This is a genomic window from Pseudomonas vancouverensis, from assembly GCF_004348895.1.
GTDB classification, from domain to species: Bacteria; Pseudomonadota; Gammaproteobacteria; order Pseudomonadales; family Pseudomonadaceae; genus Aquipseudomonas; species Aquipseudomonas vancouverensis.
In genome coordinates, this window is record NZ_RRZK01000035.1 from 168,180 (window position 1) to 190,959 (window position 22,780).

Here is a 22,780-nt window from a genome sequence, read left to right on the forward strand (position 1 = left end):
CTCCAGCATGCGCACCGAACAACCGAAGATGATCTACCTGAAGGACTATCAGGCGCCCGAGTACCTGATCGACGAGACGCACCTGACCTTCGAGTTGTTCGAGGACCACAGCCTGGTCCATGCGCAACTGGTGATGCGCCGCAATCCCGAGCGAGGCCCGAGCTTGCCGCCGCTGGTGCTCGACGGCCAGCAGCTGGAGCTGCTGTCGGTGACCCTGGCCGATCGAGAGTTGAGTGCCGCCGATTATGTGCTGACGGACAACCACTTGACGCTGCACCCGACCAGTACCACCTTCACGGTTGATACCAGCGTACGCATCCACCCGGAAACCAATACGGCGCTGGAAGGCCTGTACAAATCCGGCGGCATGTTCTGCACCCAGTGCGAGGCCGAAGGCTTCCGCAAGATCACCTATTACCTCGACCGCCCGGACGTGATGAGCACCTTCACCACCACTGTGGTCGCCGAGCAACACAGCTATCCGGTGCTGCTGTCCAACGGCAACCCGATTGCTTCCGGTCCCGGCGAAGACGGCCGCCACTGGGCGACCTGGGAAGACCCGTTCAAGAAACCGGCGTACCTGTTTGCGCTGGTGGCCGGTGACCTGTGGTGCGTCGAAGACAGCTTCAACACCATGACAGGGCGCAACGTAGCGCTGCGTATCTATGTCGAGCCGGAAAACATCGACAAGTGCCAGCACGCGATGAACAGCCTGAAGAAATCCATGCGCTGGGACGAAGAGGTCTACGGGCGCGAGTACGATCTGGACATTTTCATGATCGTTGCCGTGAACGACTTCAACATGGGCGCCATGGAAAACAAGGGTCTCAACATCTTTAACTCCAGTGCGGTGCTGGCCAAGGCCGACACGGCCACTGACGCCGCTCACCAGCGGGTCGAGGCGATCGTCGCCCACGAATACTTCCACAACTGGTCGGGCAACCGCGTGACCTGCCGCGACTGGTTCCAGCTGTCGCTCAAGGAAGGCTTCACCGTGTTCCGGGATGCCGGCTTCTCCTCGGACATGAACTCGGCCACGGTCAAGCGCATTCAGGATGTGGCCTACCTGCGTACCCACCAGTTCGCCGAAGACGCCGGCCCCATGGCCCACGCCGTGCGCCCCGACAGCTTCATCGAGATTTCCAACTTCTACACCCTGACCGTGTACGAAAAGGGTTCGGAAGTGGTCGGCATGATCCACACCTTGCTCGGTGCCGAAGGCTTCCGTAAAGGCAGCGACCTGTACTTCGAGCGTCACGACGGTCAAGCCGTGACCTGCGATGACTTCATCAAGGCCATGGAAGACGCCAACGGTGTCGACCTGACCCAGTTCAAACGCTGGTACAGCCAGGCGGGCACACCGCGTTTGGCAGTGAGCGAGTCTTACGACGCCGCGGCGAAGACCTACAGCCTGACTTTCCGCCAAAGCTGCCCGCAAACCCCGGACAAGGTTGAAAAGCTGCCGTTCGTGATTCCGGTCGAGCTCGGTCTGCTCGATCCGAAAGGCGCGGCGATTGCCCTGCGTCTTTCCGGTGAAACAGCTGCGCAGGGGACTTCGCGGGTCATCTCGGTAACCGAGTCTGAGCAGACCTTCACCTTCGTCGACATTGCCGAACAGCCGCTGCCTTCGCTGCTGCGTGGTTTCTCGGCGCCGGTGAAACTCAGCTTCCCGTACAACCGCGACCAACTGATGTTCCTGATGCAGCATGACAGCGACGGTTTCAACCGTTGGGATGCCGGTCAGCAATTGTCAGTGCAGGTGCTGCAGGAATTGATCGCCCAGCAGCAGAAGGGCGAGGCACTGGTGCTTGATCAGCGCCTGGTGTCGGCGTTGCGCACGGTGCTGTCGGACGAGTCGCTGGATCAGGCGATGGTCGCTGAAATGCTGTCGTTGCCAAGCGAAGCCTACTTGACTGAAATCAGCGAAGTGGCAGATGTCGAAGCCATCCACACCGCGCGCGAGTTCGCCCGTAAGCAACTGGCGGATGCCTTGTTCGAAGGTTTGTGGCTGCGCTATCAAGCCAATCGTGACCTGTCCAAGCAAACGCCGTACGTGGCCGAGGCGGAGCATTTTGCCCGTCGCGCCTTGCAGAACATTGCGCTGTCGTACTTGATGCTCAGTGGCAAACCTGAAGTTTTGGCGGCCACCCTTGAGCAGTTCGACGCCTGCGACAACATGACCGAGCGTCTTACCGCGCTGGCGGTGCTGGTCAATTCGCCGTTCGAGGCCGAGAAGGCCAAGGCGCTGGGCAGTTTCGCCGAGCACTTCAAGGACAATCCGCTGGTCATGGATCAGTGGTTCAGCGTTCAGGCCGGCAGCGTGTTGCCGGGTGGTCTTTCGCGGGTCAAGGCGTTGATGCAGCATCCGGCGTTCAACATCAAGAACCCGAACAAGGTGCGTGCGCTGGTGGGTGCGTTTGCCGGGCAGAACCTGATCAACTTCCATGCGGCCGATGGTTCCGGGTATCGCTTCCTGGCTGACCTGGTGATTGAGTTGAATGGCTTTAATCCGCAGATCGCGTCTCGGCAGTTGGCGCCTTTGACTCGCTGGCGCAAGTATGACGATGCGCGTCAGGCCTTGATGAAAGGGGAGCTGGAGCGGATTCGGGCTTCGGGGCAGTTGTCCAGTGATGTGTTTGAGGTGGTCAGCAAGAGTTTGGCTTGATCGCTTTTTTCGCTTGGACTTGGATTTGGACTTGGCGGCCTTTGGGCCGACCAGGTTCTGGGTTGAATGGGTACATATCCGTTGCTGCGGTAACGGCGGCTTAGGGTTTCGCCCTTACGGCGAGTCCCTTTTGGCAAACGCCCCAAAAGGAACCAAAAGGTCTAGCCCCAGCGTTCGGCCCTCGCCGTGGCTCGGGTCCCTTCGCTCCGGGATTCATCCGGGGGCATCGCCTACGGTTTGCTTCGCTGCACCTCCTCTCGATGCGTTCGACTGCGTCGAACGGTCGCTGCGCTCCCACCCCCGGATAAACCCCTCCACTCAGCCTGCCGAAGGGGCCGGCAGATCAAAAGCAGCTGTCGAGCTAACGCTCATCCTGTTGAGTGGTGAGAAGCGTGTGGTGTGCGCGGGTCTTGCTCTTGCTCTTGCTCTGCTCTTGCGCTTTTGTGGGAGCGAGCTTGCTCGCGATGACGGCCTGACAGCCACGCTATTTCTTACAGATGCACCGCCTTCTGTAGGAGCGAGCATGCTCGCGAAAAATGTTGGAACAATCGGTGCTTCCAGACACCCCGCGTCATCATTGACGTCCATTGCGAACAAGTTTGCTCCTACAGGTAAACGCGTACACACGACAATCAGGCCGGCCGGTAGGCCGCCTCGGATGCTGTTGCGGTGCACGCCCCATCGAGAGGCCGAGAGGAGGTTCTGCGCAGTGGGCAACCCGGCATGGATGCTGGGTTAGCCGCCCCCGGCCATGGATGGCCGATGGCGGCGGGCCCACGGAGCAGGACCGGAGCGAGGGCATGCCGAGCCTAGGCGAGGCACCGAACGAAAGGGGCAAGAGCGCTTGGTTACTTGGCGCTTCTCCAAGTGACCCGCCGTAAGGGCGGAACCACAAGTGGCCGTAACCACAATAATGGATATGCTCACCGAACACCGAACACCGAACACCGAACACCGAACCCACCCTCACAAAAAAACTGCAATCACCCCACCTGATACCCAATCATTCAGCCCACCCCCCATTCCCCGCAGTTAACAAAAGATAACGTGGCGTCGATTGTCAGACATTCGAAAACACCGATAGGATAAGCCAGCTTCCGAAGGGGCTCTGGGTTGCGGGTTTCAGGACACTGCTCTGAAACGGCCAGTCCAGACACGCACCCTTGCGGCGCCCTGAAAGGTTGAACGACCTAACAATAATAATGGGGGAAGGTCTATGAGTGAGCCTGTCATGGGTGTGGGTATCTGCCGCCCGCCGGCATTACGCAAAATCGCGTTGCTGGCTACAGCGCTCTCGCTGTTGGGCTCTGCCATGCTGTCGGCACCCGCGCTGGCCGCGGCGGCGCCAGCAGCCGACGTTGTTTATTCCATTGAATCGGCCAAGGCCGCGAAAAGCCTGATGCTCGACGTCGTGCACGCCGGCAAGCGCCTGGTGGCGGTCGGTGATCGTGGGCACATTCTGTATTCCGATGACCAGGGCGCGACCTGGACGCAAGCCAAGGTTCCGACCCGAGCACTGCTGACCGCGGTGTTTTTTGTCGATGACAAACACGGTTGGGCCGTCGGCCATGACGCACAGATCCTCGCCAGCGAGGACGGCGGCGTCACCTGGACCAAGCAATTCGAAGATCTGAAACGCGAATCGCCGCTGCTGGACGTCTGGTTCAAGGACGTCAACAGCGGCTTTGCCGTGGGCGCCTACGGTTCCCTGATGGAAACCACCGATGGTGGCCAGCACTGGGAAGACGCCAGCGATCGCCTGGACAACGAAGACCAGTACCACTTGAACGCCATCACGGCGGTCAAGGATGCCGGGCTGTTCATCGTCGGCGAGCAGGGCAGCATGTTCCGTTCCGCCGATTGGGGCCAGACCTGGGAAAAACTCGAAGGTCCGTACGAAGGCTCGCTGTTCGGCGTGATCGGTACGGCGCAGGCCAACACACTGCTGGCCTTCGGTTTGCGCGGCAATCTCTATCGCTCCACGGATTTCGGTAGCACCTGGGAGAAAATCGAACTCAATGCCGAACGCGGCAATCTGGAGTTCGGTCTGTCGGGCGGCACGTTGCTGGATGACGGTTCCATCGTGATTGTCGGCAACGGCGGTTCGGTGATTCGCAGCAGCGACAATGGCGAAACCTTCAAAGTGGTCAACCGTGCGGATCGTATTTCCGTCTCGGCCGTGACTGCGGCGGGCAATGGCAATCTGGTTCTGGCCGGGCAGGGTGGCGTTCGCATCGCCTCGTCCAGCGGTACCGAGTCGGGTAAATGAGCCAGGTTAATAATAAGAAGGCGCAGCTATGACTTCCTTGAGTACTCACCATCAAGACAAGGCGACGTTTCTCGAGCGCCTGATCTTCAACAACCGCCCGGCAGTGATCACCATCTGCCTACTGGTCAGCATTTTCCTGTTCTGGCAGGCAACGCTGATTCGTCCGTCCACCAGTTTCGAGAAGATGATTCCGCTGGAGCATCCCTTCATCCAGAAGATGATGGAGCACCGCAATGACCTGGCGAACCTGGGCAACACCGTGCGGATTTCGGTGGAAGCCACCGATGGCGACATCTTCTCCAAGGAATACATGGAGACCCTGCGTCAGATCAACGACGAGGTGTTCTACATTTCCGGCGTCGACCGTTCCGGCCTGAAGTCGCTGTGGAGTCCGAGCGTGCGCTGGACCGAAGTGACGGAAGAAGGTTTTGCCGGTGGTGAGGTGATCCCGCAGAGCTACAACGGCTCGCAAGCCAGCCTCGACCTGCTGCGCAACAACGTGCTCAAGTCCGGGCAGGTAGGGCGCCTGGTGTCCAACGACTTCAAGTCGAGCATCGTCGACATTCCGCTGCTGGAGTCCTACCCGGACCCGCAGGACCAGGGCAAGCTGCTGGCGCTGGACTACCGCAAGTTCTCCCATGAGCTGGAAGAAAAGATCCGCGACAAGTTCGAAGCGCAGAACCCCCATGTGAAGATTCACATCGTCGGTTTCGCCAAGAAGGTCGGCGACCTGATCGATGGTCTGGTGATGGTGGTGATGTTCTTCGGCATCGCGTTTGTCATCACCCTGATTCTGCTGCTGTGGTTCACCAACTGCCTGCGCAGCACCGTGGCCGTATTGAGTACGACGCTGGTGGCGGTGGTCTGGCAACTGGGGTTGATGCACTTCTTCGGCTTCGGGCTCGATCCCTATTCGATGCTGGTGCCGTTCCTGATTTTCGCCATCGGCATTTCCCACGGCGTACAGAAGATCAACGGTATCGCCTTGCAATCCAGTGAGGCGGACAACGCGCTTACCGCAGCACGGCGTACCTTCCGCCAGTTGTTCCTGCCGGGGATGATCGCGATCCTCGCCGACGCGGTGGGCTTCATCACGCTGCTGATCATCGACATCGGCGTGATCCGTGAACTGGCCATCGGCGCGTCCATCGGCGTGGCGGTGATCGTGTTCACCAACCTGATCCTGCTGCCGGTGGCGATTTCCTATGTCGGCATCAGCAAACGTGCCGTGGCGCGCAGCAAGAAAGACGCAACCCGCGAACATCCGTTCTGGCGCCTGCTGGCCAACTTCGCCAGCGCCAAAGTCGCACCGGTGTCGATTCTGCTGGCACTGATCGCCTTTGGTGGCGGCCTCTGGTACAGCCAGAACCTGAAGATCGGTGACCTTGACCAGGGCGCGCCGGAGTTGCGTCCGGACTCGCGCTACAACAAGGACAACAACTTCATCATCAACAACTATTCCACCAGCTCCGACGTACTGGTGGTGATGGTCAAGACCAAGGCCGAAGGCTGCTCGCGCTACGAAGCGATGGCACCGATCGATCAGCTGATGTGGAAAATGGAGAACACCGAGGGTGTGCAGTCGGCCATCTCGCTGGTGACTGTGTCCAAGCAGATGATCAAGGGCATGAACGAAGGCAACCTGAAGTGGGAAAGCCTGTCGCGTAACCCGGACGTGTTGAACAACTCCATTGCCCGTGCTGACGGCCTGTACAACAACAGCTGCTCATTGGCACCGGTGCTGGTGTTCCTCAACGACCACAAGGCCGAGACCCTGGATCGTGCGGTGCATGCGGTGCAGGAATTCGCCAAGGAGAACAACAAGGAAGGTCTTGAGTTCATGCTTGCCGCTGGTAACGCCGGGATCGAAGCGGCGACCAACGAGGTGATCAAGAAGTCCGAACTGACCATCCTGATCCTGGTGTACATCTGTGTGGCGGTGATGTGCATGATCACCTTCCGCTCGTGGGCCGCAACCCTGTGCATCGTGCTGCCGCTGGTGCTGACCTCGGTACTGGGTAACGCCCTGATGGCCTTCATGGGCATCGGCGTCAAGGTCGCGACCCTGCCGGTCGTGGCGCTCGGGGTGGGCATTGGCGTGGACTACGGCATCTACATCTACAGCCGTCTGGAAAGCTTCCTGCGTGCCGGCCTGCCGTTGCAAGAGGCTTACTACCAGACGCTGAAGTCCACCGGTAAAGCCGTACTGTTCACCGGTCTGTGCCTGGCCATCGGTGTCTGCACCTGGATCTTCTCGGCCATCAAGTTCCAGGCTGACATGGGCCTGATGCTGACCTTCATGTTGTTGTGGAACATGTTCGGCGCCCTGTGGCTGCTGCCGGCCCTGGCGCGTTTCCTGATCAAACCGGAGAAACTGGCCGGGCAGAAGGGCAACTCGCTGTTCGCTCACTGATCCACGTCTGCAATGAAAAAGCCGCGACTGCCTCGCGGCTTTTTTATGCCAAAAATTTTATTCACCCCCCTGTGGGAGCGGGCTTGCTCGCGATGGCGATATGTCAGGTTACGAGGGGCTTAGCCTAAAGCCGCTTGCGTGGGCAAGTCGGATCGCCACACCGCCGCGCCCACATTGGGCAGGGCACAATGAGCTATCATTGCGTCTTTCCCATTCAAAGATTGACTGCCATGACTGCCGTACCCCAAACCCTGCTCGACGTCCTAGAACATCACTGCGACATGGTGTTAATCGACGACCTTCACGCATTCGAATTTTCCCTTGATGAGCACGACAACCTGCATATCGAGTGCATAGACGGTCGCGATGCGAAGCATTGGGAGTTCACCCCGGCACAGGTTGAAGCAGCAACCTTTGACCCGACACTAAAAAGCTGGCTGATCACCAATGACACCGGCGAGCATCGCCTGGTGTGCGTGGACGCTATCGGCGGGGACAACGAAGATGATGATCACGAGGATGCGTAAGCTCTGGCCTCTGTTGATGGCCGGCAGTATTGGCGCGATGGGTGTAACGACAGCCTCCGCCGATGAGTACCAATTGTTGGTGGGTTCCTACACGGCCGGCACCAGCGAGGGTATCTATCGGCTGGCCTTCGACAGCGCCACCGGACAACTCAACCCCAAGCCTTTGCAAGTGATCAAGGCGCAGAATCCGTCCTGGCTGACCCTTTCGAAGGATCAGCGTCATCTGTTTGCGGTCAACGAAAATGGCCCCGGTCAGAACGACCCGGTAGGGCGTGTCAGCAGTTACGCCATCGATCCCAAGACCCATGAGTTGAGCCTGATCAGTCAGGTGCAAAGCCTGGGCGACGAGCCGACCCATTCAAGCCTCAGCGCCGACGCCAGCCACCTGTTCGTCAGCAACTACTCGGTCGCCGAAGACCCGGGCGGTACGCTCGCGGTGTTGCCGGTGGCAGCGGATGGCAAGCTGCAAGCTGTGGTGCAGATGAGGAGCCATCCTGCCAGCCGGGTCAATCCGGAGCGGCAGGCCTCGGCCCATGTGCACTCGACGATTCTTTCGCCCGACGGCCAGTACGTGTTCAGCAATGACCTTGGCGCGGACAGGGTCTATGCCTATCGCTACGATCCCCAGGCTAACCCGCAGTTGCCGCTGACCCCGGCGACACCGCCGTTCGTGCAGTTACCGGCCGGTAGCGGTCCTCGGCATCTGTTGTTCAGCGCCGATGGCAAGCACGGCTGGCTGACCATGGAAATGAGCGCACAGGTCGCCGTATTCGATTACCACGACGGTACGCTCGGGCAGACGCAAATGGTCGACCTGGCCGCCGGGCAACCGGTCTCGGACAAGGCGGCAGCAGCGCTGCATGCCTCGGTCGATGGCAAATTCCTCTATGTCAGCAACCGTGGCACGGCCAATCAGTTGCTGGTGTTCGCCATCGATCCGGCGACCGGGCACCTCAAGGAACTGCAACGTCGTTCAGTCGAGGGTGATCACCCGCGAGAGTTCACCCTCGACCCGAGTGGCAAGTTCCTGCTGATTGCCAACCAGAAGAGCAACCAGATTGTCATCGTCGAGCGCGATGCCAAGACCGGTCTTTTGGGCAAAACCGTGCAAAAACTGCCGATGGACGCGCCGAGCGATCTCAAGTTCTTGCTGCGTCAATAGGCCGCAGGCCCCGGTTGATGGGGCCTGCCGCTTTTATCAATGACGCTGATATCTGGTACTGCTACAAAGCATTTCAAGGCATGGACCCTCGAGGGTTAAGTTTGCTTCACGGCCCCACCGGGCAAACAAGCCAACTGAATCCGAGGACTGCACCATGAACTTCAACATCTTCTCCGTCATCGCCGCTTCCGCCATTTCCGCCACCGTTGCCCTGCCAGCCAGTGCCAACGTCGAAATCAGCGACAAAAAAGCCCACACCCAAAGCTACACCCAGAAATACCTGCAACAGAGCGCCAACTTCTACGCCGCACTGGATCACAAAACCCACGCCTGAGCGTTAATCCCTGCAGCCTTTATGCAGGAGCGAACTCACTGAATGATCGACGGCATTTATGTCGGAAGTGATCAGAGTGAAGTCGCTCCTGCATAACGCGTTTCTGCTTCATAGCTTTTCTTTAAGTGCGCAATACATTGGCTTAATGATCAACCCGGCTGATGGTCACTATGAAAAACACTGAGTGGTGGCTGAAGCGGTTTTGATCGAATCTGTGGGCATTGAAACCTGCCTGCGGAGAACGACATGGCCAGCGCAATCCTTACCTCTGCCAAACACGGCGCCTATGTGGCGATCGGTCTTTACCTAGCCCTGGTGCTGGTGGTCAGTATTTCCGCGCAGACGCAACACAGCTTCGAAGCGCCGATTCAGGTCGCTCACCCCGGCATCCAGTTTGAACACCGCTCGCTGCAAGCAACGGCCGACTCGGCTGAAATCGCGGGAGTCGTCGGGCTATGAAAGGGCGCAGATTCTGGGTCATTGCCTTCCTGGCGCTGATGACCAACGGCACCTCGTTGCTGGGAATGGGGCAGGGCTCGGCAGGTTCGGTCGCACGGACCATAGAGGCCAATCACAACATCGCGCGCAACATTGAAAACGCCAAGGCCAAGGAAATGATGGCCGGCAACCCGCCGATCAAGAGTGAAAGCGTAGCGTTCGGCCCGTTTCAGGTGGATTGCTCGGCGATCGGTATGTGCCAGGTGTTGGCTTGAACTCAAGCAGCCACCCGCCGCTTTTGTGGCGAGGGAGCTTGCTCCCGTTCGGCTGCGCAGCAGTCGCAAAACCGATTGATGAGGGTGGCCTGAAAAAGTGAAGCGGGGCCGCTTCGCAGCCCAGCGGGAGCAAGCTCCCTCGCCACAGGGGTGTTGGCTTATTTGCGCATCACAGCGGTGAACAAATCCGACTCGAGGAACCGCTGCAACCATGTCTGTAAGCGCCGATAGGGCGTCTGCGCAAACCATTCGCGATCCACATGGGCGAACTGGCGTATGAACGGCATCAGCGCCACATCGGCCAGGCTCGGATGATCGGCCAGTAAAAAGTCGCGCCCCTCCAGCAATTCGTCCAGCCGGTGCAAAATCACTTCGCCTTCAGCGCGATAAGCCTCCATCGGCTGCTCGGGATAGCGCTCGGCGTATTTGTAGCGATTCAAGTGCACCTTGAACACCTGATCGTTCTGTTCGATCAGCCCATTGATTTGCGCGGCGGCGGCAGGATCACGCTTGAGCAACCAGTCCATCGGATCGTTCTGCGCCAGGGCCCAACGCATGATGTCCAGGCTCTCCTCGATCACCAGATCGCCGGCGCTCAGCACTGGCACCGTGCCTTTTGCTGATAGCGCGAGCATTTCCGCGGGTTTGGCTTTCAGGCTGACTTCAACGATATCAACCTCAACGCCTGAATAGCGCAGAGCCATGCGCGCACGCATGGCGTAGGGGCAGCGACGGAAGGAATAGAGTGTGTTCATTTCACCTCCAGGGTACTCAGGCCGTTGCCTTGGCGGCGCACCTGTATCTGCACCGGAATCCGTTCATGCATTTCCTGTACGTGAGAAATCACCGCGACCTTGCGCCCTTGAGCCTGCAAGCCGTCGAGGGCATCCATCGCCAGTTGCAGGGATTCCGGATCGAGGCTGCCGAAACCTTCGTCGATGAACAGCGATTCGATTTTCAAGGTGCTCGAGGCCATGGAGGCCAGACCCAGCGCCAGTGCCAGCGACACCAGGAAGGTCTCGCCACCGGACAACGAATGCACCGAGCGCAGTTCGTCGCCCATCTCGGTGTCCATCACCAGCAAACCCAACATGCTGCCGCCGCGCTTGAGGCGATAGCGGCGCACCAGTTGGCGCAGCTGAACGTTGGCGTGGTGCACCAGCAGATCGAGGTTGTAGGCCTGGGCGATCTTGCGGAAGGTGTCACCGGTGGCCGAACCGATCAACGCGTTCAATCGTGCCCAGCGCTGGTATTCGTTGTAGGCATCGGTGATTTGCTGCGCCAGCGCCTGATTGGCATTGCGCCGACGCTGGTCTTCGGCCTGCTCAGCGCGTAGTTCCGCGCATTGCTGTTCGCTGATGGCGAACTTGTTTTGCAGATCGGTCAGGGCTGTAGCGAGCTGCTCGGCGTCGAGATTGCCGTTGTGCCGGGCCTGATGCTCGAGCAGGCGCTGATCACGCTCCTGCACCAGGACCTGCGACTGTTCGATGGCTTTTTCGTTTTGCTGCAAGCGTTGGCGCAGCTCGCTGACTTGCGCATCGTCGGTCAGCAGCAGGGCTTCGAGGCCGCCGTCGTCGAGTTCCGGGTGTCGGCCGCGCCAGTCGGCAATTTTGTCGGTGAGATCGCGATCTTCGATTTCCAGTGCCTGCAGGCGTTCCTGTTGGGCTTTGAGCTCGGTGGTGGTTTGTACTAGCTGTGTGCGTACCGCTTGCAGCTCGTTTGCCCTGCTCGACTCGGCGCTCCGTGCCTGTTCGATGGCCTGTTCCAGTCCTTGCTGCCAGTGCTCGGCGCTGCTGTGTTCACCCAGCAATTGCGCGAGCCTTTGCTGGCAAGCCATCTGCTGGTCGGTCAGCTCAGTCAACTGTTGCGCGGCGGCTCGCAGCTGTTGCTCGCGGGTCTGCTGGCGATCCAGTTCTTTTTCAAGGGTTTGCTGACGCTGTTGCTGCTCGGCCACCTCTTCCTTTTGTTGGTCGAGCTGGGTCAGGCGTTCGGCAATCTGGCGATCCAGTTGCATGAAGGTATTCGCAGGTTCGGTACGCAGCGCTTCGAGTGTTTCTCTCGGCAGTACGCTGGCGAAGGCCGCGAGCTCTTCGTCGAGGCGCTGGCGATCGCTACCCAGTTCCCGTTGCTGATTACTCAGGTGCTGGGCCGCTTGCTGATGCGCGGTTTCGGCCTGGCGCAATTGTTGGGTCAGGCGTGCGGCGTCCTGTTGCAGCGTGAGCAGGGCGCGCTGACGTTGCTCGTCCTGAGTGATGCTCTGGTTCAACTGATCGTTGTGCCGGGTCAGCCAGGCCTCTTGCTTTGCTGTCTCCAGCTCCAGCAGTTGAGCGGCCAGCGGATGAGCGTTGAAACTCGGCGCGAGGGCTTGTTGCTGGGCGATCAACTGCTCCTGTTGCTGCAGCAGTTCCTTTTGCCGGGCAATGACGCCACCGACCTCGGCGCGCAGCTCGGTGATTTTTTCCTTGAGCTGATCGACCGCCTGTTGCGCGCTGGCCTGCTCGTTTACATCGTGGCGACCTAGGCTTTGCAGCAGCGCTTCGGGCTGATGATACGGGTGCTCGTGACTACCGCAGACCGGGCACGGCTGGTCATCCTGCAATTGCGTGCGCAGCTCTTCGACACTGGCACTGCGCGCCAGACGCTGGCGCTCGAGCAGGTCGCGGGTGACGTTGAGCGTCTGTTCGGCGACTGTCAGTTCGGCCTTGGTTTTCACCCCGTCCTGGGTCAGGCGCTCGCGCTCCTGTTGTGCGGCGAGTTGCCGTTGTTGCAGGTCGGCGCCACGGACGTCCAGTTCCTGCTGGCTGCTCCACAGGCGCGTCAGGTCTTCGATGGCGCGCAACTGTTTGCGGTTGTCCTGCAACAGGTTGCCGAGGATACCGATCTGTTCGGCCACGGCGTCCGGTTCGGCGCCGGCCTCCTGGAACAGGACTTCGAGTTGCTGCTTTTGCGATGCCAGCGCTTCGGCGCTGTGCTGGGCGCTTTGTTCGAGACTGGCCAGTTCAGTCTGACCCTTGTTCAATCGGTTGCCGATCAACATCAACTGTTGCAGGCGATCCCGATAAGCATTCCATGCATCGCTGAGCGGTGCCAGATGAGCGCTTTGCTCAAGTTCGCCGGCGATGCGTTGCAAACGCTCGGCGACCTGGGCCTGCTTTTCCTGCAAGGCTTGAATCGCGCTCTGGCCTTGGCTGAATGCCAGTTGCGCATTGTCCCGGGCCTCGGCGCTGACGGTGGCCTCCTTGCCCAGACGGGCGAGGGTGCTTTGCTCTTCGAAGGCCTGGCGCAATAGCGGCGCACTGTCGTTTTGCCGTTGTTGCGCCTCGCTCAGGGCGATCCGCGACGTGCCGAGCTGTTGTTCCAGCAACGTCTGCCGCTCGGTCAGTTCAAGCTGTTGGCGGGTGTGAGCGCTAATCTGCGCAGCCAATGGCGTCAGCAGTGCATCGAGTTCAGTCTTGCGGGCGAACTGGTGCCGTTGTGGGGCGAGCTGTTCCAGCCTGGTCAGCTTCAGACGCTCGCCAGCCAGGCTCTCCCAGTGCTGTTGCGCACTGTGCAATTGCTCGGACGCGGCAAGTTGACTGTCCTGCAACTGACGCAATTCCTTGAGCCAGGTGTGCTGCTGTTCAAGCTGTTTGAGCTGGGCCTGTTGCAACTTGAGTTGCTGCTGCGCGGCATTGAAGCGCTCGTCGAGTTCGGCTCGGGCTTCAGGCGCCAGGGGCGTCACACCGGTGGCCTGATCCTGAAGCAGTTTGTGCGCCTCGCGGGCTTCCTTGGTCTTGTCGAAGGCGCGACGACCCAGGCGTGTGTAGAGCGCGGTGTCGGTGAGTTTTTCCAGCAGTTCGCTGCGGTCGTTGTCGTCGGCCTTGAGAAAGGCGCTGAACTCGCTCTGCGCCAGCAGCACCGCACGGGTGAACTGTTCGAAATTCAAACCCAGGGCGGCTTCGAGCTGGGTTTTGTACTCGCCTTTCTGACTGGCCAGCAACTGATCCTGATCGATGTCACGCAGGCTCTGACGGCTGGCCTGCAGCTTGCCGGCGGCCTTTTCGCGGGCGCGGTTGGCTTCCCAGCGTGCCCGGTAACGACGCCCGTCGACCCCGACGAAGTCCACTTCGGCAAAGCCCTCACCGGTGCCGCGACGCAGCAGGGTGCGCGGGTCGCCGGTGCCGATTTCGCCGTCGGCGTCCGGCACCTTGGCGTCGCGCCCGGTGTTGTTCAGGCGCGGCACGGCACCGAACAGTGCCAGGCACAGGGCATCGAGCAAGGTACTTTTGCCGGCGCCGGTGGGTCCGGTGATGGCGAACAGACCGGCGCTGGCCAGGGGCTCGGCGGTGAAATCGATTTCAAATGGCCCGGCCAGGGAGGCGAGGTTCTTCAGGCGGATCGCGAGGATCTTCATGGTTGTTCGCTCTCCATCTGTACGTCCTGCAACAGCTCGGCAAAATCCTTGAGGGTTTGTTCGTCGACTTCACTGCCGTAGTTGTCCTGCCAGGCACGGCTGAACAATTCCTGGGGCGTAAGCTGATCCAGTTCGATCAGTGCGTTGCCTTCGTCGCCGTTTTCACGGCTGCCGTTGCCGGCATATTCGGCGGCAATGCGCACCAGGCGCACCGCTTTGCCTTGCAGGGCGGTTTCAATCTGGTTGCGCAGGTCGGGCTGCGGCTCGTCGAGGCGCACCCGCACTTCCAGCCATGGCTGACGCTGGATGTCGGCCAGCAGGTCGATGTTCGGCAAGTCTGCCAGTTGCAGGAGGATGTCAGCCAGCGGCGCCGGGCCGATGCGTTGCAGATTGACTGCGCGGGGGATGAGTTTGGGCTCGACGCTGACCAGGGTTTCGCCATCGAGCTTGATGTCGAGAATCTGGTGTTGATAGCTGATCTCGGAAAACGACAGCGGAATCGGCGAACCGCTATAACGAATTCGCTCTTCGCCGTTGACCTTCTGCGGCTTGTGCAGGTGTCCCAGGGCAACATAACTGATACTCGGTCCGAACAAACTGGCGGGCAGCGCCTCGGCGTTGCCGATGATCAGGCTGCGTTCGGAGTCTTCCGACACCGAGCCGCCGGCCATGTGTGCGTGACTGATGGCGATCAGCGCCTGACCTGGCTGGCGCTTGGTATTTGCCGCGGCAATCAGCCATTCGTGCACTTGGCCGATGCCACGCAAGTAGTTGTCACCCAGATGCGCACCGGTCACTTCGGCCGGGCGCAGGAACGGCAACGCCAGGCACCAGCCGGCAATCGCACCGCTGGCGTCCGGCAAGGGCAGCAACAAGCGTTCGGCATCCAGTTGGCCGTCATCGAGCCACAGCACACGGCCCAGCGCGTGGGTGTGCAAGCGGCGCATCAAGGGCGCGGGCAGTTCGATGCGGGAGCCGGAGTCGTGGTTGCCGGCGATCATCACGATGGTCAGCAGCGGCTGCTGGTCGTGGGCGCTGACGATGAAGTCGTAAAGGCGTTCCTGGGCTTTTACCGGCGGATTCACCGTGTCGAAGATGTCACCGGCGATCAGCAGCACGTCCGGTTGATCCAGCTTGAGCTGGCGCAGCAGCCAGTCGAGAAAACAGCCGTGCTCGAAGTCGCGATCCTGGCCATGCAGGTTCTGCCCGAGGTGCCAGTCGGAGGTGTGAAACAGACGCATGAGCAATTCCATACAGAAGCAGCGGTCGCGTCAGACACGGCCGCTGCTTTTTGATTATTTGGGGTAAAGCGGCGGTAGCCCACTGTCAGCCACCGGGTCCTGGACCCGTTCGGCGATCGGGATGGTGCGAATCACCCGCCACAGTTCCTCGCCTTGCCAATGCTGGCCGGTTTCGCTGTACAGCGCGCCGTTGAGGCCATCGAGGGCATCGGACAGGGGGACGAAACGGGCGGCCATGTCGGCCAGGGTTTCCGGCTGTTGCCGGGCCCAGGCATCGAGGGCCTGGCGGGTGGATTGCGGGTCGTTGGCCAGGCAGGCACGCTTGAGGTCGTCAAGCACGGTGCGTGGGCTCGGCCCGGTCTGTGCCGTGCGCAGCACCGCCGGTTGCCAGCGACCGCGCCACCACAGGCCAAAACCGAGCAATGTCGTGCAAGCGAGAATCAGCGTGCTGAGTTTCCAGCGCCACAGTGCTTCACTGTCGGCGCTGGCTTCAGTGGGTAACGCGCCGGCAGGTGTGTCGACCACCAGGCTTGGGTTGGCCGCCACGTGCAGGGTGCGGGCAGGCAGGCTGCTGTGTTCCAGGTGGTCCTCGAAGGTGTTCCACCAGACCACATCCACGGTCGGTAGCTCGATGGCGCCGGCGCGGGTTGGTACCAGGGCTTCACGGTCCTCACGACTGCCAATCAGGCCGCGCTCGCTGTTCTGATTGCCAAGCACCGGTTGATCCGGATAGCGACGCAGGCCGGCGACGTCGGTGCCGGGCAGGGGCGGCAGTTGCGTGCTGGCCAGGCCTTCGGCCTGTACGGTCAGGCTGCGGGTCAGCGACTCGCCCAACTGAGCGTGATCCGGGTCGGGGTTCCAACTCTCGCTCAGGGTCAGGCTGCGGGCCGGCAACCAGGGTGCATCTGCCGGGTAGGTGAGGGGCTTGGCCTTGACCGTCAGCAACAGCTCGGCGGAGCTGACGCGCATCAACTTGCCCGATTTCGCGCCTGGACTGGTGTCCTGCGTCGGTTGCGCATCGACCAGCGCGGCATTGAAGACCTGCGCCGGAATGATCAGTTCGCCGCTGTGCTGCGGGTAGATGGCGTAGCGCATTTCGATCACGCCGTGACGCAGGCCGTCGATGTCTTTCTCGTAGGTGCGCGATTCGCCCAGTTGCTCGATGCGCGCATCGGCGATCTGCAAGGGCGGCAGGCTGCTGTCGTCGTACAGCGACACCGAATGATAGATGCGCAGTGTCAGGATCGCCTGGGCCTGCACATAGACGCTGGTTTGATCGAGGCTCGCATCGATGAACACCGGGGCGCGCTTGTTCGGGTTTTCCGGGGTTTCGCTTTCCACTACTTGCAGGGTGATCGGCTCGCTCTGCAGTTCGCCCAGGTGCAACGGTGGTATCACCACACTGCCGTTCTGTTTGGGCAGCAGGGTGATGATCCAGCGGGTCGTCGCCTGATTGTCGCCGTTGAGCGTGTTCAACTGGTTGACTTGGCGGGTGCCACGCACCTCGAACAGCGGCTCGAGCGGCGTCAGGTCCGGTTTGCCGAACTGCGTGACATCCGAGGATTCCAGGGTCAGTTCGACCGTCTCGCCCGAGTTCAGGCGGCTGCGATCGACACTGGAAACCAGCTCCGCGGCCTGGGCTTGAACGGTCCAGAGCAACAGCGTGAGCAATAAAGCGGTGAAGCGGGTCATCGAGTTTTTCCCTGATCCTGATGTTGTTGCTGTTCGTACCAGAATTTACGCCTGAGCAATTCCCCCGGGTTGTCCGGGATCTGTCGCAGCCATTGCTCCAGCGCCTGTTGCTGTTCACCCTCAATGGTCTCGCTCGCCGGGGGCAGGGGAGGCGTCGTGTGTTGCTCGTCTCCCAGTTCGCTGCCGGGGACCTCATTGGTCCCGGGTTTTGACGCGGCGGTCGACGGCTGTTCGGTGCTCGGCTTGGACTGTGAATCCTGGGTTTGCGATTCGCCGATGTTCGCAGGCTCCGACGCGGTGCCTGGTGCCGGTGTTTGCGCGTTGCTTGCGGGCTCGTCGCGGGTGTCGGTTTCAGGCTTGGCCTCCGCTTTCGGCGGCGGCGTATTCTTTTGCTTGATCAGGCTTTCGACCAGCGATTTGTTGGTCAATGCCGGGCGCAGGTCCGGTTGCCGTTCCAGTGCCTGTTCATAGGCATCCACTGCGGCTTCCAGCTCTCCACTTCTGGCCAGGGCATTACCTCGATTGTAGTGGGCGATGGCATCGTCACCCTCGGCAAACCGCTCGGCGGCGCCGGCATAGTCGCCTGCTTCATAGAGCGCCACGCCTTGCCACTGATGGTCTGCGAAATGCAGCGCGGCTTCAGCCGGGCGCTTTTGCTTGAGCAAGTGCAGGCCCTGTTGATCGGGGCGCAGCCAGAAGTCTTCGAATTCGAAGGCATAGCTCGGTTGCGGCAAGGCCAGCAGGAACGGCAGGCACAGCAGCCAGCCGCGGCGCCCGGCACAGGCAGCCAGCAGCAACAAGGGCAGGAGGAACCAGTAACCCTGGTCGGCCCAGGTATCGAGGCGCAGGGTCTGGCCATCGTTGCGCAAATGACGCGGGCCGTCGAGAAGACCGAGGGCGCGCAGGTCGCTGTCGTCCAGACGGGCGTGGCGGTAGCGACCGTTGAGGTCATGACTGAAGTCTTTCAGGCCGGGATCGTCCAGACGCGGCACGAGGATCGCGCCCTGTTCGTCCTTGAGGAAGCTGCCGTCCTCCTGAGTGATCGGCGAACCTTCGGGCGTGCCGATGCCGAGCATCAGAAACTCGGTTGATTTGCCTCTCAGTGCGTGGCGGATACCCTGGCGCTCCTGTTCGGTCAGGGACGAACCGACCAGCAGTATCCGCCCCTCACCCAGGGCCGCCTGGTCAAGCAGCGCGAGGGCCTTGACCACGGCCAGGTCGGCACGATGACCGGCCTCGGGCATCAGCGATGGCTTGAGGGCATCCAGCAGGTTACGGCTGGTGGACAGGTCGTCCGACAGCGGCACCAGGGTGTGCGCGCTGCCGGCGAACACGACGATCGCAGTCTGTGCGTCGCTGCGGTTCTGCAACAGGTCGAAGACCTTGCGCCGCGCCTGCTCCAGACGATTGGGCGGAACATCGGTGGCAAGCATTTCCGGGGTCAGTTCCAGCAATACCACCAACGGATCCGCCGGTTTCTGACTGGTTTGCTCCACGCGCTCCCAGCTCGGTCCGAGCAGGGCCAGCAAGGTCAACAGCCAGGCCAGGCCCAGGGCAATCCACGGCAGTTTGCTGTCGCGGCCGTTGCCACCGCTGAGCAGCGCGGCGTGAAAGGCCGGCGGCAAAATCATCTGCCAGCGACCCGCGCGCTTCTTGCGGTGCCAGAGTTGCCAGAGCAGCCAGCCGAGTACCGGCAACAGCAGCAGGAACCAGGGACGGAACCAGTATGGCCACAACGCGCTCATCGACGCCTCCGCAGGCGCAGGCGCTTGAGGCGTTGACGCCAGTCGGGCAACAGTTGTGATTGCAAAAACAGGTCCTTGTTGAACAGGCGTTGCAGGGGGTTATCCGGCCAGAGCACACGCGCCACCAGCAACAGGCTCAACCATAACGCCAGGGCCAGCGGCCAGTGATAGAGGGCCTGCGCCGGACGGGCCTGAGTCGGTTGCTGGGCCACCGGTTCCAGTTCATCGAGGGTGTCCTTGATCGCTTGCAGCTCCTTGCCATCGTGGGCGCGGAAATACTGGCCACCGGTGACTTCGGCAATGGCCTTGAGCGCAGGTTCGTCGAGGTCCAGGCTTGGGTTGACGCCAAGAAAGCCGACGCTGCCGCTTTGCTCCGGGTCGGCGCCAATGCCGATCGGATAGATTTTGACCCCCTCCCTGGCCGCCAGTCGGGCGGCGGTCAGCGGATCGATTTCTCCGCCATTGTTGGCGCCGTCAGTCACCAGGATCAGTACGCGGCTGGTGGCCGGGCGCATGCGCAGACGTTTGATCGCCAGGCCGATGGCATCACCGATGGCGGTGTTTTTGCCGGCAATGCCGATACGGGCTTCATCGAGCCAGACCCGCACCGTGTGCCGGTCAAACGTCAAGGGTGACTGCAGATAGGCCTGGCTGCCGAACAGGATCAGGCCGACCCGGTCACCGTCACGGCTTTCGAGAAAGTCACCGAGCAAGTGCTGGACCAGCGACAGGCGACTGACGTCTTCGTCGTGCCATTGCATGTCGGGAAAGTCCATGGAGCCTGACACGTCCACCGCCACCAGCAGGTCGCGACCACTGGCGGCGATAGGCAGCGGTTCGCCTAGCCACTGTGGACGCGCAGCTGCCGTCAGCAGCAACAGCCACAGCACAACGAAGGGCGCTTGCTGGCGCCAGGCCGGCAGATTGGCCCGGGCGCGACGTCCGGCAAGGCCTTCGAGGTCGTTGAGGAAGCTGACCTTGAGTGCCGGCTCACCGCTGTCGGCAACGGGCAGGATCAGGCGCATCAACCACGGCAATGGCAGCAGGGCAAACATCCACGGCCAGTTGAACTCAAACATGCTTGCGAATCCAGGTGTCGACGGCCTGGGTCAGGCCGGCGATGGCCTTGTCGTCGAGCTTGCATTCGGGCTTGTAGGCGCCTTCAACCAACACCATCCAGCGCGTCAGGCCGGCTGCCGGGCAACGATTGTCGAGGAATGCCAGCCATTTGCGGCCATTGAGGGTATGGCTCTGGCTGTAGGGGTAATGGTTGCGGCACAGACGCTTGAGCAAACCGTTGAGTTGCTGCAGCCAGGCGCCGGCCGGCGCGCCGTCATAGGGTTTGCTCATTTGTGCCAGTTCCGCCAGTGCCGCCAGGCGTACCGGATCCAGTGGTTGCTCGGCACGCACCACCGGGCGCTTGCTCGGTAGAAAGCGCCGCAGTTTCCACAAGCCGAAACCGAGCAGCGGCAGCAATAACAGCAGCAGCCACCAGCCTGGCGCCGGTGGCCAGAAGGCAATCGGAGGCGGGGTGATCAGCGGTTGCAGTTGATCGAGGCTGCTCATCGGCTGGCCCCCGGTTTTTGAGGGTTCAGGTATTCGCGCAGCTGTTCGACCATTTCGCTCTGGGTACTCAGCGGCATCAGCAGCACCCGCAGCTTTTGCGCGAGGATTTCCCAACGGGCGATACGTTCTTCGGCCTGGGCGCGGTACGTCTGGCGCAGGTCGAAATTCAGCGTGTCGAGCTCCAGTTGCGCGCCACGCTCGGCGAAACGCAGCAAGCCCGCAGCGGGCAGGGCGTGATCGAGCGGGTCGGACAGCGGCAACAGCAGCAGATCGCAATGCCGTGACAACAGGCTCAACTGTTGCTCGGCGCTGTCGGTGAGTGCGCGCTCGTCACAGATCACGATCACCAGGCTGCCGGGGCGCGACACCTCGCGGGCGCGGCGCAGGGCAATGCCGAAGGCATCGCGGTCCGGTTCGCTGTCGGTATTGAGTGACTGATTGACCCGCACCAGTCGGTTGAGCAGTTGCAACAGGCTTTGTTTACTGCGCCGGGGCTTGATTTCGTAGTGCTCGTTGTCGCCGTACACCAACCCGCCCACGCGGTCATTGTGGCCCAGCGCCGCCCAGCCGATCAGGGCGGCCGCCTGGGCGGCGAGCACGGATTTGAACATCAGCCCGGAGCCGAAGAACAGCCGGCAGCTTTGCTCGACCATGATGAAAATCGGCCGCTCGCGTTCCTCATGGAACAGCTTGGTGTGCGGTTCCTGGGTGCGTGCGGTGACACGCCAGTCGATGGTGCGCACATCGTCACCGGCCTGGTAGACCCGCACCTGATCGAAGTCGACGCCCCGGCCACGCAGTTTGGAGTGGTGCAGGCCGATCAGCGGGCTGCGCTGGCTGGGTGTAGAAAACAACTGCACTTCGCGCACGCGATGACGCATTTCGATCAGGTCGGCGAGGCTGACACGAATGCCCGGCTCGGGCGGCAGGCTGGTGTTCATCGGGGTCAAGCGACGGCTACGACGTCGAGTATGCGCTGGACGACCCGATCCTGGTCGATGCCGGCAGCTTCTGCTTCAAAAGAAAGAATGATGCGGTGACGCAGGACGTCGAACAGCACGGCTTGAATGTCTTCCGGGCTGACAAAATCGCGACCGGCCAGCCAGGCATGGGCTCGGGCACAGCGGTCCAGGGCAATCGAACCGCGTGGACTGGCGCCGTAGGCGATCCACTCGGCCATTTCCGGGTCGAATTTGGCCGGGTTACGGGTGGCCATGACCAGTTGCACCAGGTATTCCTCCACGGCGTCGGCCATGTACAGACCGAGGATCTCCTTGCGCGCGGCGAAGATCGCCTGCTGGCTGACACGGCGCTCCGGCTTGGTTTCGCCGTTCAGCGCTTCGCCGCGGGCCTGTTGCAGGATGCGCCGCTCGACGGCAGCGTCCGGAAAACCGATTTTGACGTGCATCAGGAAACGGTCGAGTTGGGCTTCCGGCAGCGGGTAGGTGCCTTCCTGTTCGATCGGGTTCTGCGTGGCCATTACCAGGAATAGCGGCGACAGGTCATAGGTACTGCGACCGACACTGACCTGGCGCTCGGCCATGGCTTCGAGCAAGGCTGACTGGACCTTGGCCGGGGCGCGGTTGATTTCGTCCGCCAGTACCAGGTTGTGAAAGATCGGCCCTTGCTGGAACACGAAGCTGCCGGTTTCCGGGCGATAGATTTCCGTGCCGGTGATATCGGCAGGCAACAGGTCGGGGGTGAACTGAATACGATGGAACTGCGCTTCGATACCTTCGGCCAGTTCCTTGATGGCCTTGGTCTTGGCCAGGCCAGGGGCGCCCTCGACCAGCATGTGACCGTCGGCGAGCAGGGCGATGAGCAAACGCTCGATGAGCTTTTCCTGGCCGAGAATCTGCGTTGAAAGAAAGGTTCGCAGCGCCAGCAGCGCTTCACGATGTTCCATCGATGACTGTTCCTGCAAAAGGTTGCCCCAGAGCGTTGCAAAAACGCCGGGGCCGGGGGCGTTACTTTAATGCATTGGGGGGTGTGCCGACTAACGGCATTTTGCGCAAAGTGCGGGAAATGATTGGCGGTGCTTGTAGGAATTTTCTACTGAA

At 61.2% G+C, this 22,780-nt stretch carries 17 protein-coding genes; 8 read left to right on the forward strand and 9 right to left on the reverse strand.

Annotated features, from left to right (window positions below):
• The first annotated feature begins 7 nt into the window (after window positions 1–7).
• From pepN to EIY72_RS27535, 8 genes are all read left to right on the forward strand, one after another.
• On the forward strand, window positions 8–2,665 hold the full coding sequence (gene pepN, locus EIY72_RS27490) for an aminopeptidase N (protein ID WP_093221952.1): 2,658 nt from the start codon (window positions 8–10) through the stop codon (window positions 2,663–2,665).
• 1,216 nt (window positions 2,666–3,881) lie between these two features.
• Entirely contained in the window at window positions 3,882–4,934 is a 1,053-nt protein-coding gene (locus tag EIY72_RS27505) for a WD40/YVTN/BNR-like repeat-containing protein (protein WP_093221948.1), read from the forward strand.
• A gap of 28 nt (window positions 4,935–4,962) precedes the next feature.
• Complete coding sequence (locus EIY72_RS27510) at window positions 4,963–7,347, forward strand: efflux RND transporter permease subunit (protein ID WP_093221944.1); 2,385 nt, start codon at window positions 4,963–4,965, stop codon at window positions 7,345–7,347.
• A 230-nt stretch (window positions 7,348–7,577) separates the two neighbouring features.
• Window positions 7,578–7,874, forward strand: a complete 297-nt coding sequence (locus EIY72_RS27515; protein ID WP_231985565.1) for a DUF5629 family protein — start codon at window positions 7,578–7,580, stop codon at window positions 7,872–7,874.
• Window positions 7,867–9,036, forward strand: a complete 1,170-nt coding sequence (locus EIY72_RS27520; RefSeq protein ID WP_093221936.1) for a lactonase family protein — start codon at window positions 7,867–7,869, stop codon at window positions 9,034–9,036. Before EIY72_RS27515 ends, EIY72_RS27520 begins: the two co-directional genes overlap by 8 nt.
• Before the next feature lie 154 nt (window positions 9,037–9,190).
• Window positions 9,191–9,370, forward strand: a complete 180-nt coding sequence (locus EIY72_RS27525) for a hypothetical protein (protein ID WP_093221932.1) — start codon at window positions 9,191–9,193, stop codon at window positions 9,368–9,370.
• Between the two features lie 246 nt (window positions 9,371–9,616).
• Window positions 9,617–9,829 (forward strand): hypothetical protein, encoded by a 213-nt coding sequence (locus tag EIY72_RS27530; RefSeq protein WP_093221928.1) that lies wholly within the window; start codon window positions 9,617–9,619, stop codon window positions 9,827–9,829.
• The gene (locus tag EIY72_RS27535; RefSeq protein ID WP_093221923.1) at window positions 9,826–10,083 is read left to right on the forward strand and encodes a hypothetical protein; all 258 of its coding nucleotides are present in this window, start codon (window positions 9,826–9,828) and stop codon (window positions 10,081–10,083) included. Before EIY72_RS27530 ends, EIY72_RS27535 begins: the two co-directional genes overlap by 4 nt.
• A 158-nt stretch (window positions 10,084–10,241) precedes the next feature.
• On the opposite strand, the gene EIY72_RS27540 is transcribed toward EIY72_RS27535, so the two are convergent.
• From EIY72_RS27540 to EIY72_RS27580, 9 genes are read right to left on the reverse strand one after another with little or no spacing between them, the layout of a single operon-like run.
• Complete coding sequence (locus EIY72_RS27540; protein ID WP_093221918.1) at window positions 10,242–10,838, reverse strand: glutathione S-transferase; 597 nt, start codon at window positions 10,836–10,838, stop codon at window positions 10,242–10,244.
• Window positions 10,835–14,476, reverse strand: coding sequence for an AAA family ATPase (locus tag EIY72_RS27545; RefSeq protein WP_093221913.1), 3,642 nt, complete (start codon window positions 14,474–14,476; stop codon window positions 10,835–10,837). Before EIY72_RS27545 ends, EIY72_RS27540 begins: the two co-directional genes overlap by 4 nt.
• The gene (locus EIY72_RS27550; RefSeq protein ID WP_093221908.1) at window positions 14,473–15,717 is read right to left on the reverse strand and encodes an exonuclease SbcCD subunit D C-terminal domain-containing protein; all 1,245 of its coding nucleotides are present in this window, start codon (window positions 15,715–15,717) and stop codon (window positions 14,473–14,475) included. The genes EIY72_RS27545 and EIY72_RS27550 overlap by 4 nt, the downstream gene beginning before the upstream one ends.
• 54 nt (window positions 15,718–15,771) lie before the next feature.
• A complete protein-coding gene (locus tag EIY72_RS27555) occupies window positions 15,772–17,409 on the reverse strand; it encodes a BatD family protein (protein ID WP_093221903.1) in 1,638 nt (545 codons plus the stop codon).
• Window positions 17,406–19,154 (reverse strand): tetratricopeptide repeat protein, encoded by a 1,749-nt coding sequence (locus EIY72_RS27560; RefSeq protein ID WP_093221898.1) that lies wholly within the window; start codon window positions 19,152–19,154, stop codon window positions 17,406–17,408. Before EIY72_RS27560 ends, EIY72_RS27555 begins: the two co-directional genes overlap by 4 nt.
• Window positions 19,151–20,233 carry a vWA domain-containing protein gene (locus EIY72_RS27565; RefSeq protein ID WP_093221894.1) on the reverse strand — a complete coding sequence of 361 codons (1,083 nt, stop codon included), beginning with the start codon at window positions 20,231–20,233 and terminating at the stop codon, window positions 19,151–19,153. Before EIY72_RS27565 ends, EIY72_RS27560 begins: the two co-directional genes overlap by 4 nt.
• Window positions 20,226–20,720, reverse strand: a complete 495-nt coding sequence (locus EIY72_RS27570; RefSeq protein WP_093221890.1) for a DUF4381 domain-containing protein — start codon at window positions 20,718–20,720, stop codon at window positions 20,226–20,228. The genes EIY72_RS27565 and EIY72_RS27570 overlap by 8 nt, the downstream gene beginning before the upstream one ends.
• Window positions 20,717–21,661 carry a DUF58 domain-containing protein gene (locus EIY72_RS27575; protein WP_093221886.1) on the reverse strand — a complete coding sequence of 315 codons (945 nt, stop codon included), beginning with the start codon at window positions 21,659–21,661 and terminating at the stop codon, window positions 20,717–20,719. The genes EIY72_RS27570 and EIY72_RS27575 overlap by 4 nt, the downstream gene beginning before the upstream one ends.
• Before the next feature lie 5 nt (window positions 21,662–21,666).
• Window positions 21,667–22,626 (reverse strand): AAA family ATPase, encoded by a 960-nt coding sequence (locus tag EIY72_RS27580; RefSeq protein ID WP_093221883.1) that lies wholly within the window; start codon window positions 22,624–22,626, stop codon window positions 21,667–21,669.
• Window positions 22,627–22,780 lie beyond the last annotated feature (154 nt).